Genomic DNA, 13,254 nt, shown 5'->3' on the forward strand with positions numbered 1-13,254 from the left:
GTTACTTCTCCTGCACGGGTTTTTTCTTCGGTTCAGGCTGGAATATTGTCTCTACGCGACCATCTCCGTCATCTGAACCTTGGGCAACCAACTGCTCTTTCTCCATGTTGAATTCGATTTTATCACCGCTGACACTGCTACTGTTTTGATGTAGCTCAGCATTTCCGCTAAGCGTCAGTGTGCGTTTTTCTACATGGTATTCGATATGGTTTGCCAACGCTCGAATGCGACTACCATCTGCCATGGTTTGCTGATATTCGGCAGGATTACCGCGGGCGATAAAAATTTCCCGGCCTTTACCCTGCTCGGCATTTACTTCCACTTCACCCGCTTCAATGCTGAGTGAACCCTGAGTGATTTTTACATCTTCCCGAAAGATGGAGATTTTGTTGATGCCATCTCCGGACTGGAATTTAGAGGCCACTCGGATGGGTTCATTGAAGTCCTGATTGATGGCATTGGCAGCGGCGCTGATTAGCAAGGCGGTCAGCAGCAGGTTCAGTTTAGTTGTCTTTGCCATAGATGGTCTCTACGTGATCCAGTAATTCAAATTGTTTGTTATTCATATCAGCACTAAAACCATTGCCGCGAATGGTGTAATTGACGCCTGAAATAGTCACGGGCTGGTCTGAATGCATGATCTTGTTGTTGAGATCGATTTCAATAAAGCTGGTATTGATGGTTTGTAAAATGCCGTCTTCACTGAGACTGCGGATCTCAACATTGGTTTCCAATTGGATGCGGTTGTCTTCATATAAGGTGCCTTCCTGGGCGGTAATTTCCCAAGGGGGCTCATCAGCCTTAACAAACACGCTGTATTGAGGCTGTTGAAACAAGGTAAAACCCAGGGCTTCATAATGTTCCATGACGGTAGCATGGATGCTGTGGGTGAGAACCCCTTCCTCGTTATACAGGTTGGTTTGCATATTGCGCGCCTGATAATTCGGCTGCCATACATCTTCCCTGGGTTGGTTTGTCTGGGGTTGTTCGCTGTCCTGCCACCAGTTGTAGTTGGTGGCCACAATCAGCAAGAACAGCAGAAGTATACTTAAGGTTAAGCGGTTCATATGCTGCTGCCGTGACTGATGGTCAGTTTATCCTGGGCCTGCAGGAGCAGGTCACAAACCTCGCGCACTGCCCCAAAGCCACCTGAACACTGCGTAATGTAGTCAGCTTGTTGCTTTACAAAAGGATGGCCATCGGGCACAGATATGCTCAAAGCGCATAGCTCAAACATGCTCAAATCCGGCATGTCATCTCCCATGGCGGCGACCTGCTCAGAGGTTAATTCAAGTTCCGTCATCAGATTTTGCAAGGCGAAGCCTTTGTTTTCCTCTCCCTGAATGATATGTCTGATGCCTAAGGCGCGCATTCTATCTTCGACAATGCGGGATTTTCGGCCGGTAATCACGGCCACTTCCACGCCTATATTCATTAGCGCTTTTACACCGTAACCGTCTCTGGTATGAAACGCTTTTAACTCTTCGCCGGCGTTACCCAAATAAATTCGTCCGTCCGAGAAAATTCCGTCTACATCGCAAACCAGCAAACAAATAGCTTTGCAGCGCTCGAACAGGCTGTTGTCGATGTGGCCATAGAGGGTCGAAACTGGGCTTGTCATTCAATGTACTTTTGCGTGTTTTAAGTTTGAAACAGGCTGGTTTGATACGCTAGGTAGCAAGCCAGCAGCAATCCGCCTTGCCAGCGTTCTACACGTCGGCGTTCTTTTATGGCGAAGCAAAACAATACAAGTAGCAGGGTTAATACCAACATTACTGGCATATCACGCTGCATGGCCTGAGGATCTATGTAACCCGGGGCCAACATTCCTGGCATGGATAAAACCGCCAGTATATTAAAAATGTTGGAGCCCAGAATGTTTCCTAAGGCTAAATCATCTTCTTTCTTGAGTATTCCGGCAACACTTGTTGCTAACTCGGGCAAGCTGGTACCTATGGCGACAATGGTTAGCCCAATGACTAAATCACTGATGCCTAGAGTTCTGGCAATATGTGTGGCGGAATCTACCATTATATGGGCACTAAGTGGAAGTAACAGTGATCCTGCCAGCAGCCATATCACTGCTTTTGAGCTGGATAAACGCGGTAATTCTTTATCCACCTCTGTGTTGAGGGGGTCCGCTTTATCACTTCGCAGAGAAAGCCAAGCTAGCAAACCAATGACCAAAAAGAACAGAAGCAACAACAACAGGCCTTCCCGATACCCCAGCACACCATCCCAGAGTAAATATGCCGCCAGCAATGATACCAAGAGTAAAATTGGCATTTCCCGACGCAGCGTTGTGGAGGCTATTTGTAGCGGCCGGAGCAAGGCTGCAATACCCAGCACCAAGCCAATATTCGCTATATTAGAACCAATGGCATTGCCGACGGCTGTGTCGCGGCTACCTGCCAGGGCAGCACTGACCGACACCATAATCTCAGGCGCGGAAGAACCCATAGCCACAATAGTTAATCCTATGAGTAATGGAGGCAGTCCAAAATTCTTTGCCAATGCCGACGCCCCGCAAATAAAGCGTTCAGCACTCCAACTCAGGGCTATCAGGGCGCCCAGGAAGAGTAAAAACTCAATGATCACGGACTGTTCAACTCCGTCCCTGTCGACACGTATAGGGATTGTCGCAAAAAGCCAGGGATTTTCCTAATGCAGGGAATCATAGATTGCCTAAGTAAACACTTGCGTTTACAATTTGCTTCTGACCGTTCAAAAGCAACGTGGGATAATGAGTTGTTCTACGATTTTCGAACAATTAGAACACAACTTATTACTTTTTAGCTTTGTTGCAGTTTCATGAAAAACATTACAATACGCCATGTTCTGGTTGTTCGGACCAGAAGCCCGGTGAATGGATGAGTAAATGGAAGACTTGGTAAATGTAGACAACCTGACGTTTTCTCGCGGTAAGCGATTAATTTATCAGGACATTTCTTTGCGTCTCGCCAAAGGTAAAACCACGGCCATTATGGGCCCCAGTGGTATTGGTAAAACCACCTTATTGAAACTGATTGGCGGTCAGTTGCGCCCCGATAGCGGAGAGATACTTTTCAAGGGCGAGTCTATCCCTAAAATGCGCAGGTCGCGCTTGTTTGAAGTGCGACGTCATATGAGCATGCTGTTTCAAAGTGGCGCACTGTTTACCGAAATGACGGTATTTGACAATGTCGCCTTCCCCCTGCGAGAGCATACCAGGTTGTCTGAAGATTTAATTCGACTGCTGGTGTTGATGAAACTGCAGGCCGTAGGGTTGCGCGGCGCGGCAGATATGATGCCCAGTGAATTATCTGGCGGCATGGCCAGGCGAGCAGCGCTGGCCCGGGCTATCGCTCTGGATCCTGAGCTTATCATGTATGACGAGCCCTTTGCCGGGCAGGATCCTATTTCCATGGGAGTCTTAGTTAAGCTAATTAAGGAATTAAATAACGCCTTAAATTTGACCAGTGTGGTGGTAACGCATGATGTGACTGAGGTCATGTCCATTGCCGATTATGTGTACATCCTGGCAGACAAAAAGATTATAGGGGAAGGTACCCCAGAACAGATTCGAACTCATGAATCGCCTTTGGTGCAACAGTTTCTGCTTGGCCGCGCTGATGGTCCCGTGCCTTTTCATTTTCCAGCCCAAAGTTTGGAACAGCAATTATTGGAGAGACGTTGATGGAATGGTTTGCACGCCTGGGCAGGTCTACTTTAGAGACTTTGGCTGTCGTTGGGCGGGCTGCTTACTTGTTAGTTGGCGCCTTGGTTGCCAAACCTCAGTTGAAGAATATTCCCCTGACGATCAAACAGATCTATGTCGTTGGGGTGCAGTCTTTATTGATTATTGTTGTTTCTGGTGCATTTATCGGCATGGTTATGGCCTTACAAGGCTATACGGTACTAGTGGACTACGGGGCTGAAGAAAGCCTGGGTCCTATGGTGGCGCTGTCCCTGCTGCGTGAGTTGGGGCCCGTGGTAACCGCATTATTGTTTGCTGGTCGTGCCGGCTCTGCGCTGACGGCTGAGATCGGCTTGATGAAGGCCACCGAGCAGTTGAGCAGCCTTGAAATGATGGCAGTAGATCCATTACGCCGGGTGATCGCCCCGAGGCTATGGGCCGGTATTATCGCTATGCCAATGTTGGCAGTAATTTTCAGCGCCGTAGGCATATTAGGTGGTCAGGTTGTTGGGGTCGATTGGTTAGGTGTTGACGCTGGTAGCTACTGGTCTGTTATGCAAGCGTCTGTTGAGTTTGAGAAAGATGTGGGTAACGGCATTATCAAGAGCCTGGTCTTTGCAGTTATCGTAACTTGGATTGCGGTATTCAAAGGCTATGACTCTGTTCCTACTTCTGAAGGCATCAGCAAGGCGACAACTGAGACTGTTGTATATTCCTCTCTGGCTGTGCTGGGAGTGGATTTCGTTTTAACCGCATTGATGTTTGGTACGCATTGACAGGGGATTGGGCAATGAATTCTAGAAAAGTTGAAGTATTGGTTGGGATGTTTGTCGCTATTGCCGCTGCCGCCCTTATCATGCTGGCCCTGAAGGTGGCAGACAGAGGCATCAGTGGCAATGGTGAGACTTATGTGCTGAAGGCCAAGTTTGACAACATCGGTGGTTTGAAAGTGCGCTCACCAATTAAGGTCGGCGGCGTGGTCGTTGGCCGAGTGGGCAGCATTAGTCTGGATGAAGATGATTTTAGCCCTGTGGTGACCTTGGTGATAGGTAAAGAGTTCGACAAGTTTCCGGCCACCAGTTCGGTGTCTATTCTTACCTCTGGGCTTTTGGGTGAGCAATATATTGGGCTGCAACCTGGTTTTATGCTGGATGAGGATGATGTCCTCAAACCCGGGCAGTTTATCGAAGATACCAAATCGGCATTGGTACTGGAGGACTTAATTGGCCAGTTCCTGTTTAGCCGAGGTAACGATTAAGCCCCAGATTTTTTTAGTTTGCGTGGAGAGTATATATGTTAGTTAAGAAGCTGATGAGCTGGTTTGCTGTAGCAACACTGGTTTTGTCAAGCCAGGTATTTGCACAGGATCAGGATGATCCCTATCAATTGTTGTCCTCGGTGGCTACCAAGACCTTTGACCGCATCAAATCAGAAAGGGGTGAAATTAAGGCTAATCCTGAAATTTTGCGGGAGATCATGGAGCAAGAGCTGCTGCCTTATATTGATTACAAGTTTGCAGCGCTTAAAGTCTTAGGCAAGCATTTCAAGTCCGTGCCCAGAGAACGTATTCCTGAATATGTGCAGGTTTTTCGCGACTATCTGGTAACCACCTATGCCTTGGCAATGGCTCAGTATGATAACCAAACCGTTGAGTTTGAACCCAATCGCGGTGAAGTAGAAGAAGAGCGTGTCGTTACTGTGCGAGCGTTAGTTAAAGAGGAAGGCAGACCTGATATCAAGCTTGCCTTCAAGGTACGCAAGAGTAATAACACAGAGCAATGGAAAGCTTACGACATGGTAGCTGAAGGTATCAGTATGCTTTCCAGCAAGCAGAGCGAATTGGAAGGAATCATTCGTCAGGACGGTATTGATGCCGTAATCAAACTGATGAAAGAGAAGAACGCTCAACCCATTTCCCTGCAGAAGATTGCCGAAGGTAGTGCATGAGTGCACTGAATATTGAGTTCGCGGACTCACCAGGCGTTTGTCGCCTGGTGGGTTCATTGACCCTCGACTATGTTATGGATCTGGAAGCTCAACAAAGCGCGCTTTGGCAGCATAAACAACTGACCCTTGATTTAGCTGATTTGCAGCAATCCGATATGGCTGGGCTGGCCTGGCTGGTTAGGTTGGTTGGTGAGGCCAGACAGCGCGGCGTATCAATGCGTTTTACCAATCCGCCAGATACTTTACTCAAGTTGGCAAAAATCAGCGACGTAGACAAGCTTTTACCGTTAGAATAACCAGCCTGTGCCACAGGCTGGAAGTTTCTTATGCCAATCAGTCAAATCGAACAGTTGCTCAAGGATGCTCTGGAGCTTAACGAACTGTACGTCAAGGGAGAAGGCTCCCATTTTCAGGTTATTGCCGTATCCGCTCAATTCGACGGAGCCAGCCGGGTCAAAAAGCAACAGATGGTCTATGCCCCTTTGTCTGCGTTGATTGCCGATGGCACTGTACATGCACTATCTATCAAAGCGTTCACACCAGAAGAATGGCAGCGTGAGCGCAAGTTTCTGATGCCGGAGTGAGCAATGGATAAGCTGTTGATTAAGGGAAACGGACCACTCAATGGAACCGTGAGGATTTCTGGTGCTAAAAATGCAGCACTGCCATTATTGATGGCAGGTTTGCTGACGGAAAAGCCTTGTGTTTTTACCAATGTGCCAGCATTGAGAGATGTTAGAACCACCCTGGCTTTGTTGGGGCAGCTAGGTGCAAGGGTGAGTGTCGAGGCTGATAAGGTCAACATCGATGCCAGTGAGATCACTAACCTGATTGCTCCCTACGATCTGGTCAAAACCATGCGCGCTTCGATCTTGGTGCTGGGACCCTTGCTGGCAAGGTTTGGACGCGCCCAAGTGTCCTTGCCTGGTGGCTGTGCAATTGGAGCGCGTCCCGTGAACTTACATCTGAGCGGCCTGGAATTGATGGGCGCCAAGATTGAAGTGGAGTCTGGCTATATTTCGGCGCATGTTGATGGTCGCTTACAAGGTGCCAATATCTTTATGGATATGGTCAGTGTTGGTGCAACCGAAAACCTTATGATGGCTGCCGTATTGGCCGAGGGGACAACTATTCTGGAAAATGCGGCAAGGGAACCCGAGATTGTGGATTTGGCAAACTGCCTGAACAGTATGGGGGCCAAGGTCAGTGGTGCCGGCACAGACAAGATTGTTATCCAAGGCGTGGAAAGCCTGAACGCTTGCCATCATAGTGTATTGCCTGACCGTATAGAAACCGGCACCTTTTTGGTTGCAGCTGCGGCGACGGGAGGGAAAGTTCGCTGTGAGCATGCAGCACCGGACACTCTGGATGCGGTGATTAGCAAGCTTAAAGAAGCGGGCGCCAAAGTCACCTATGGCGATGACTGGATTGAGCTGGACATGCAGGGGCAGCAGCCCAAAAGTGTCAATATCAAAACGGCACCGCATCCAGGCTTTCCCACTGATATGCAGGCGCAGTTTGTGGCGCTCAATTGCGTGGCGTCGGGCACTGGTGTGGTGACTGAAACCATCTTTGAAAATCGTTTTATGCATGTGCCTGAATTACAGCGCATGGGCGCGAGTATCGACTTAGAGGCAAACAGTGCGGTATGTCGTGGTGGTTCCAAACTAAAAGGTGCTCAGGTTATGGCAACTGACTTACGCGCATCCGCAAGCTTGGTCATTGCTGGTTTAGTTGCTCAAGGTGAGACACTGGTTGACCGAATTTACCATCTTGACCGTGGGTATGAGCAGATTGAAGTAAAGCTTGGCGGTCTCGGTGCCAAGATTCAACGGGTGCAGTAATCCCTGGGTTTAAAAAAAGCCGCTGATTAAGCGGCTTTTTTATTAACTACTGGTCAGTTCGGATATGGTGACCGTAACACTTACGCGTTGTCTGCTTTCGCCTCGCAGTAGTTCGAAATCTAAAGTTGAACCCGGTGGGGTTTCTGCTACTTGGTCGAGGGTTTTAAAGGTGCTTTCGATAGGCTTACCGTTGATGGTAATCAGTGTATCACCCACTTTTATACCTGCCCTGGCGGCCGGTCCTAAAGGATCTACACCGTTGACAAGAATGCCCGATTCGCCCAGAAATTCTGTGCCGCTGATGCCCAGATATCCGCGAATTACTCTGCCATGGGCGATAATGTCATCCATCACGCGTTTGGCCAGTGCATAAGGCACCGCGAAGAATATCCCTGCGACATCTTTTACTCTGTGGTTACGATCTAAGGTCTTAAAATTGGCGTTGTTAATACCTACTAGTGTGCCATTGCTGTCGACCAGCGCACCGCCTGAATTTCCTTCGTTGAGTACAGCATCCATTTGAATAAAGTCGGCATAGTTGGCGTTACTGACGTAATTGCTTAAGCCGCCGCGGCCGGTGGCACTAATGATACCTTGGGTGATGGTTTGCCCGAGGTTATAGGGATTGCCAATGGCTAACACCAAATCACCTACTTGTGTTTCATATTCACTGCTTTGCGGAATAACTGGTAGATTCTGGTCGTTTACTTTTAATACTGCCAGGTCGGTATGTGGGTCCTGGCCGACTAACATAGCTTCTAATCCGCGCCCATCCTGAAGTACCACAGTGATGCGTTCTGAATCCTTGATAACGTGATAACAGGTCAGAATATGTCCGTTTGACGTCATCAATACACCGGAGCCGAGGCTGGTGCGCTCGACAGGTTGACGACGATATAACAATGGACGGCTGTCGTAGCTGGTGCTGTAGATGTTGACGACCGCAGGGGCTGCTTTATTTATGGCGCTGCTGAAGCTCAGTGGGGCGGTGTTAAAACCCTGACGCTGGAAAAGTCCCAGGGAAAGAGAGGTTGAATTACGCAATTCAGGGAGGAGCAACAGCAGTATGCCAGCTACAAAAATGCCGAGCAGGATGGATTTTATTAGGAAATGTAGCCAGCTAGTCTGTTTCACAAATGTGTTAGGTCAGTCAAAACTGACCTGAGGATAGCATTGTCGTGTGCCTGATGACAGTCTGTTTAGATGCTATAAAGTAATACAACGTCTTGTTATGCATAAAAAAGGCTGCCATTAGGCAGCCTTTTAAGCGCAGCGAACGGCGTTAACGAATAACCAAATATAAAGAGGCTTTTCCTCGTTTTATATTCAACGCAATAACTCCTTCGTTGTCCCGCAGGTAATTGCGTAATTCGCTGACGCTCTGGATACGTTGGCGGTTAATCCCGACTATCACGTCGCCATTTTGCAAACCAAGGCGCTCGGCAGGGGAGCGACTGGCAATATCCGATACCAATACACCACTGAGCCCATCCTCAGACTTACCATCCGATAGGTTTGCCCCTTCTAATACTGGGTGAATCTCACTCGCTGATACATTGGCACTGGTATAGTCCCCTAGCGTGACTTCTACGTTCTTGCGCTTGCCTTCACGCAATAAGCCCAGCTTAATCTTGGTGCCAGCACCAAGCGTACCAACCTTGGCACGTAACTCGGTGAAACTGCGAATGTCTTTGCCGTCAATGGAAAGGATAATATCGCCGGGCTCAATTCCCCCTTTTTCGGCTGCCGAGCCACTATTAACTTCCCGTACAAATGCACCCTGGTGCACATTTAAATCCATCGCTTTAGCAAGCTCTGAGTCTAAATCACCACCAATTATGCCAAGTAACCCGCGACGTACTTCGCCGAATTCTTTAAGTTGGTCTGACAGGTTTTTCATCATGTTGGAAGGTATGGCGAAACCTATCCCGACATTTCCGCCGTTAGGACCGTAGATGGCGGTGTTAATGCCAACTAACTCACCACGCAAATTAACCAGTGCACCGCCAGAGTTACCACGGTTGATGGCTGCATCGGTCTGAATAAAATCTTCATAACCTTCTATATTCAAACCGCTGCGTCCCAGAGCGCTAACAATGCCGGATGTTACCGTTTGCGTCAGCCCGAATGGGTTACCTATGGCGACAACAAAATCACCAACGCGAAGCTTGTCTGAATCTGCGATAGGCACTGCCTTGAGGTTATCGGCTTTTACCTGCAGTAATGCAATGTCACTTTGCTCGTCAGAGCCGATTTTTTTGGCTTCCAGTTCTCGACCGTCAACCAAAGTCACAGTGATCTTGTCCGCTTGGTCAATCACGTGGTTGTTGGTAATGATATAGCCCTTTTCGGCATCAATAATGACGCCTGATCCCAATCCCCTAAAAGGTCTTTCCTGAACTTGCTCATCAGGTGCATTAGGACCAAAGAAGAAACGGAACATTTCCGGAACACGTTGACGTGAAACCTGAGTGCCCGCCACTGATATGCTAACGACCGCTGGCTTGACATCCTCCAGCATGGGCGCCAGAGAGGGGACTTTGTCATCGTCCCCGAAAAACGGGATGGCGGCAGTGGTTGTGAAGGAAGTGCTGGCCAGGGCCAGCGCACTGATGGCAAATACCTTGGTGAAGTTTCGTCCAAAGGCTGTTTTCATCGCTGTTATTTCTCCAGGCTAATTCAAGGACAAAAGTAATCAACAGACACAGTGGGCGGGCATAAAGTTCAACGAAAAAGGTTATTCACCTGTAGACGATGAGCTTTTTGCTGTGCCTTTAAACAATCCGGTTCCGGCTTTAGCATAATCACGAGGCTGATAATCGGTAGTTTGGTTCACCGGACGCTGAACTTGGCTTTGGTTGCGCAGGTAGGCTGCAGCCTGCTCGCCGAAATAGTTCATTTGTGGTTGGTCGGGATCATGGCTTGTTTGCGTAAGCAAAGACTCGTAATTTTCCAACTGCTCTTTTAGCAACTGGCTTTGCTGTTCAATAGTGGCCAATAGCTGGCGGCTTTCGCTGATATGGATGGCGGCTTGCTCAGACATCAGGCGTTTAAGGTCTTGCTCAATGGCCAGGCCAGATTGCGTATCTGAAGATGCCTTCTGACTGAATTTCGCTGCAAAAAAACCAATAATGCCGCCACATACCAGCAACAGTAACCCTACAATCCAGTCCATAACTTCTCCTAAACACGAATCGATAGTAACAGGTACATGCTGTACCGGCCTTGTGCTGCCAGCGAACGAGCTACTTGCCTGAAAAATTCGACAAGCAGTGCAGATTTTGCCAACAACACTCTTTACTTAATAATACCCGCTACGCAAACTATGCGGCCAGTTTATTTTATTTCAAGCGTTCAGGGCGGTTAAACACTGCGCCTGCAGAACGACTTCATTGACGGATTGAGTAGCATGTTATCTATGACGCCATGGCAAAAATATCAAAGCGATCTGGAATCACCGGATTTTTTTGCTGATGCGGCGCAGGAGAATGCTGTCATACACCTGCAGGTATTATATGACCAGCTAATAGCGGTGAAGCCAAAACGGGGCCTGGCTGGCAAGCTCTCAGGTATGTTGGGCAAGAATAAGCAAGAATCCATTCAAGGCCTTTATTTCTGGGGCGGAGTGGGGCGGGGCAAGACCTATTTGGTTGACACCTTTTTTGAGTGTTTGCCCTTTGAAAAGAAGATGCGCATCCATTTCCACCGTTTTATGCATAAAGTGCATCATGAGCTTAAAGGGCTAGCCGGCCAATCCGATCCGCTTAAAACTGTTGCTAAACGCTTTGCGCAGGAAGCAAAGGTCATCTGCTTTGATGAGTTTTTTGTATCAGATATTACCGATGCGATGATTCTGGGCACCTTAATGCAGGAGTTGTTCAGCCATGGCATCGTATTAGTCGCTACCTCTAATATCGTTCCCGATGACCTGTACCGGAATGGTTTGCAAAGGGCGCGTTTTTTACCTGCCATCGCGCTAATAAAGCAGCATTGCCAGGTGATAAATGTGGATAGTGGCACTGACTATCGTTTACGTGCGCTAGAACAGGCAGAGATTTATCATTTCCCGCTGGATAAGGCCGCCATTGATAATCTGAACACCTATTTTGGGCAACTTGCGCCAGAAGAAGGTCGCCAGAATTTATCCATCGAAGTAGAGGGACGGCAAATCCAAAGCTTGCGCGAAGCGGACGGCGTGCTGATGATAGAATTTCGAGCGTTGTGTGATGGACCGCGCAGTCAGGCCGACTATATGGAGCTCAGTCGTTGTTATCACACAGTGCTGCTAGCCAATGTAGAGCAAATGGGACAGTCGGTGGATGATATTGCCCGCCGCTTTATTGCCATGGTCGATGAGTTTTATGAGCGTAATGTGAAGCTGATCATGTCTGCCGCGGTACCGCTCGAAGATTTGTATACTGAAGGGCGTCTTAGCTTCGAATTCAAGCGCTGTTTAAGTCGTCTGAAAGAGATGCAATCTCATGAGTATCTGGCGCTGCAACACCTACCATAAAAGGGTAAATAGCCAAGTAGATGCCAGTGGTCTGAGATATTTCGCTGTAAACCTTAACAGTAGTGCTCTCTGACCACTGTTTTGCCTAAAATTTACCCTCGCCTTTTGCAATAACTTCTGTATAATGCGCGCCCTGCCCAGTTACAACTGCCGCCTTGGGAAGGCGGGACAATCGGCTTGCTCGAAGGGGCAAATACACCGATTTAGCAGCTTACTGGCAGCACTGCTGCTGGTCAGCGCGAGTAACTAATTGAATCTTTTGGGTAAGTTAAAATGAAAACTTTTGTTGCTAAGCCAGAGACGGTAAAACGTGACTGGTTCGTGGTTGACGCCACAGACAAGACTCTTGGACGTCTGGCGACTGAAATCGCTCGTCGTCTGCGCGGTAAGCACAAGCCTGAGTACACACCTCACGTGGACACAGGTGACTACATTGTGGTTATCAACGCTGATAAAGTACGTGTAACTGGTAATAAGACCAAGGACAAGATGTACTATTCCTACACAGGCTACGTTGGTGGTCTGAAGGAAACCACTTTCGAAAAGCTACAAGCCCACAAGCCTGAGCTGATCATCGAAAGAGCGGTTAAAGGTATGTTGCCTAAAGGTCCTTTGGGCCGTGCGATGTTCCGCAAAATGAAGGTCTACGCTGGTTCTGAGCATGCACATGCCGCTCAGCAGCCACAGGTTCTGGATATTTAAGGAGCATTGAGTTATGGCAGATAATCAATATTACGGTACTGGCCGTCGTAAAAGCTCCACTGCTCGCGTATTTATTCGCCCAGGCAGTGGTAACATCACTATCAACAAGCGCACTATCGAAGAATTCTTCGGTCGTGAAACTGCTCGCATGGTAGTACGTCAGCCTCTTGAACTGTTGGAAATGACTGACAAGTTTGACCTGTACATCACCGTTACTGGTGGTGGTATCAGCGGTCAAGCTGGCGCTATCCGTCACGGTATTACTCGTGCTCTGATGGAATATGACGAAGCACTGCGTCCGGCCCTGCGTAAAGCTGGTTTCGTGACTCGTGATGCTCGTGAAGTTGAGCGTAAAAAGGTCGGTTTGCACAAAGCTCGCAGACGTCCTCAGTTCTCCAAGCGTTAATTTACGCATCGAGATACAAAAAACCCGGCTTTTGCCGGGTTTTTCTTTTTCTATACTGTCTGCTGCTTTTTTGCTCCAACTAATACCTTGTTTTGCCCATCATTTCCTTGTGTTTTGAAGGGGTTTTCTTTTATCATTTCCCGCTAAAATATAACCCCCGAACATT

The 13,254-nt window shown here is 48.3% G+C and carries 17 protein-coding genes; 10 read left to right on the forward strand and 7 right to left on the reverse strand.

Annotated elements, in window-relative coordinates:
* Window position 1: 1 nt before the first annotated feature.
* From lptA to KJY73_RS00600, 4 genes are read right to left on the reverse strand one after another with little or no spacing between them, the layout of a single operon-like run.
* A complete protein-coding gene (gene lptA, locus KJY73_RS00585) occupies window positions 2-520 on the reverse strand; it encodes a lipopolysaccharide transport periplasmic protein LptA (protein ID WP_214339231.1) in 519 nt (172 codons plus the stop codon).
* On the reverse strand, window positions 504-1,067 hold the full coding sequence (gene lptC, locus KJY73_RS00590; RefSeq protein WP_214339233.1) for an LPS export ABC transporter periplasmic protein LptC: 564 nt from the start codon (window positions 1,065-1,067) through the stop codon (window positions 504-506). Before lptC ends, lptA begins: the two co-directional genes overlap by 17 nt.
* Window positions 1,064-1,621 (reverse strand): 3-deoxy-manno-octulosonate-8-phosphatase KdsC, encoded by a 558-nt coding sequence (kdsC, locus tag KJY73_RS00595; protein ID WP_214339235.1) that lies wholly within the window; start codon window positions 1,619-1,621, stop codon window positions 1,064-1,066. The genes lptC and kdsC overlap by 4 nt, the downstream gene beginning before the upstream one ends.
* A 20-nt stretch (window positions 1,622-1,641) precedes the next feature.
* Entirely contained in the window at window positions 1,642-2,598 is a 957-nt protein-coding gene (locus KJY73_RS00600; RefSeq protein ID WP_214339237.1) for a calcium/sodium antiporter, read from the reverse strand.
* 280 nt (window positions 2,599-2,878) lie between these two features.
* Here KJY73_RS00600 and mlaF point away from each other — a divergent pair, with 280 nt between their 5' ends.
* Genes mlaF through murA form a run of 7 tightly spaced genes read left to right on the forward strand, consistent with a single transcriptional unit; the run spans window position 2,879 to window position 7,467 of the window.
* Entirely contained in the window at window positions 2,879-3,676 is a 798-nt protein-coding gene (gene mlaF, locus KJY73_RS00605; protein WP_214339239.1) for a phospholipid ABC transporter ATP-binding protein MlaF, read from the forward strand.
* The gene (mlaE, locus tag KJY73_RS00610) at window positions 3,676-4,452 is read left to right on the forward strand and encodes a lipid asymmetry maintenance ABC transporter permease subunit MlaE (RefSeq protein WP_214339241.1); all 777 of its coding nucleotides are present in this window, start codon (window positions 3,676-3,678) and stop codon (window positions 4,450-4,452) included. Before mlaF ends, mlaE begins: the two co-directional genes overlap by 1 nt.
* 14 nt (window positions 4,453-4,466) lie before the next feature.
* Window positions 4,467-4,934, forward strand: a complete 468-nt coding sequence (mlaD, locus tag KJY73_RS00615) for an outer membrane lipid asymmetry maintenance protein MlaD (protein ID WP_214339244.1) — start codon at window positions 4,467-4,469, stop codon at window positions 4,932-4,934.
* A 35-nt stretch (window positions 4,935-4,969) separates the two neighbouring features.
* A complete protein-coding gene (locus KJY73_RS00620) occupies window positions 4,970-5,623 on the forward strand; it encodes an ABC transporter substrate-binding protein (RefSeq protein WP_206595010.1) in 654 nt (217 codons plus the stop codon).
* On the forward strand, window positions 5,620-5,919 hold the full coding sequence (locus tag KJY73_RS00625; RefSeq protein WP_214339246.1) for an STAS domain-containing protein: 300 nt from the start codon (window positions 5,620-5,622) through the stop codon (window positions 5,917-5,919). Before KJY73_RS00620 ends, KJY73_RS00625 begins: the two co-directional genes overlap by 4 nt.
* A 30-nt stretch (window positions 5,920-5,949) precedes the next feature.
* Window positions 5,950-6,207: a BolA family protein gene (locus KJY73_RS00630; protein WP_206595014.1), complete on the forward strand. Its 258-nt coding sequence runs from the start codon at window positions 5,950-5,952 to the stop codon at window positions 6,205-6,207.
* 3 nt (window positions 6,208-6,210) lie between these two features.
* Window positions 6,211-7,467 carry a UDP-N-acetylglucosamine 1-carboxyvinyltransferase gene (gene murA / locus KJY73_RS00635; protein WP_206595016.1) on the forward strand — a complete coding sequence of 419 codons (1,257 nt, stop codon included), beginning with the start codon at window positions 6,211-6,213 and terminating at the stop codon, window positions 7,465-7,467.
* A 42-nt stretch (window positions 7,468-7,509) separates the two neighbouring features.
* Here murA and KJY73_RS00640 read toward each other — a convergent pair whose 3' ends face one another.
* The 3 genes from KJY73_RS00640 to KJY73_RS00650 form a co-directional block, all read right to left on the reverse strand.
* Window positions 7,510-8,601, reverse strand: coding sequence for a trypsin-like peptidase domain-containing protein (locus tag KJY73_RS00640; RefSeq protein ID WP_214339248.1), 1,092 nt, complete (start codon window positions 8,599-8,601; stop codon window positions 7,510-7,512).
* Between the two features lie 148 nt (window positions 8,602-8,749).
* A complete protein-coding gene (locus KJY73_RS00645; RefSeq protein WP_214339250.1) occupies window positions 8,750-10,123 on the reverse strand; it encodes a DegQ family serine endoprotease in 1,374 nt (457 codons plus the stop codon).
* Window positions 10,124-10,204: 81 nt separating this feature from the next.
* Window positions 10,205-10,642, reverse strand: a complete 438-nt coding sequence (locus tag KJY73_RS00650; protein WP_214339252.1) for a ZapG family protein — start codon at window positions 10,640-10,642, stop codon at window positions 10,205-10,207.
* A gap of 234 nt (window positions 10,643-10,876) precedes the next feature.
* Between KJY73_RS00650 and zapE the strand changes: the two genes are divergently transcribed.
* The 3 genes from zapE to rpsI all read left to right on the forward strand — a co-directional run bounded on the left by zapE (window position 10,877) and on the right by rpsI (window position 13,088).
* Complete coding sequence (gene zapE, locus KJY73_RS00655; protein WP_269813696.1) at window positions 10,877-11,980, forward strand: cell division protein ZapE; 1,104 nt, start codon at window positions 10,877-10,879, stop codon at window positions 11,978-11,980.
* A 273-nt stretch (window positions 11,981-12,253) separates the two neighbouring features.
* Window positions 12,254-12,682, forward strand: a complete 429-nt coding sequence (rplM, locus tag KJY73_RS00660) for a 50S ribosomal protein L13 (RefSeq protein ID WP_188693734.1) — start codon at window positions 12,254-12,256, stop codon at window positions 12,680-12,682.
* A gap of 13 nt (window positions 12,683-12,695) precedes the next feature.
* Window positions 12,696-13,088, forward strand: coding sequence for a 30S ribosomal protein S9 (rpsI, locus tag KJY73_RS00665; RefSeq protein ID WP_206595029.1), 393 nt, complete (start codon window positions 12,696-12,698; stop codon window positions 13,086-13,088).
* Window positions 13,089-13,254: the final 166 nt, after the last annotated feature.

Source organism: Bowmanella yangjiangensis, assembly GCF_018531185.1.
GTDB lineage: Bacteria > Pseudomonadota > Gammaproteobacteria > Enterobacterales > Alteromonadaceae > Bowmanella > Bowmanella yangjiangensis.

What these genes read in the sequence shown, in the direction of transcription:
- lptC (WP_214339233.1), bottom strand. Translation starts at nt 1,067, where the DNA reads ATGAACCGCTTAACCTTAAGTATACTTCTGCTGTTCTTGCTGATTGTG.
- KJY73_RS00650 (WP_214339252.1), bottom strand. Translation starts at nt 10,642, where the DNA reads ATGGACTGGATTGTAGGGTTACTGTTGCTGGTATGTGGCGGCATTATT.
- rpsI (WP_206595029.1), top strand. Translation starts at nt 12,696, where the DNA reads ATGGCAGATAATCAATATTACGGTACTGGCCGTCGTAAAAGCTCCACT.
- KJY73_RS00620 (WP_206595010.1), top strand. Translation starts at nt 4,970, where the DNA reads ATGTTAGTTAAGAAGCTGATGAGCTGGTTTGCTGTAGCAACACTGGTT.
- mlaE (WP_214339241.1), top strand. Translation starts at nt 3,676, where the DNA reads ATGGAATGGTTTGCACGCCTGGGCAGGTCTACTTTAGAGACTTTGGCT.
- mlaD (WP_214339244.1), top strand. Translation starts at nt 4,467, where the DNA reads ATGAATTCTAGAAAAGTTGAAGTATTGGTTGGGATGTTTGTCGCTATT.
- murA (WP_206595016.1), top strand. Translation starts at nt 6,211, where the DNA reads ATGGATAAGCTGTTGATTAAGGGAAACGGACCACTCAATGGAACCGTG.
- KJY73_RS00645 (WP_214339250.1), bottom strand. Translation starts at nt 10,123, where the DNA reads ATGAAAACAGCCTTTGGACGAAACTTCACCAAGGTATTTGCCATCAGT.
- kdsC (WP_214339235.1), bottom strand. Translation starts at nt 1,621, where the DNA reads ATGACAAGCCCAGTTTCGACCCTCTATGGCCACATCGACAACAGCCTG.
- lptA (WP_214339231.1), bottom strand. Translation starts at nt 520, where the DNA reads ATGGCAAAGACAACTAAACTGAACCTGCTGCTGACCGCCTTGCTAATC.
- KJY73_RS00625 (WP_214339246.1), top strand. Translation starts at nt 5,620, where the DNA reads ATGAGTGCACTGAATATTGAGTTCGCGGACTCACCAGGCGTTTGTCGC.
- KJY73_RS00630 (WP_206595014.1), top strand. Translation starts at nt 5,950, where the DNA reads ATGCCAATCAGTCAAATCGAACAGTTGCTCAAGGATGCTCTGGAGCTT.
- mlaF (WP_214339239.1), top strand. Translation starts at nt 2,879, where the DNA reads ATGGAAGACTTGGTAAATGTAGACAACCTGACGTTTTCTCGCGGTAAG.
- zapE (WP_269813696.1), top strand. Translation starts at nt 10,877, where the DNA reads ATGTTATCTATGACGCCATGGCAAAAATATCAAAGCGATCTGGAATCA.
- rplM (WP_188693734.1), top strand. Translation starts at nt 12,254, where the DNA reads ATGAAAACTTTTGTTGCTAAGCCAGAGACGGTAAAACGTGACTGGTTC.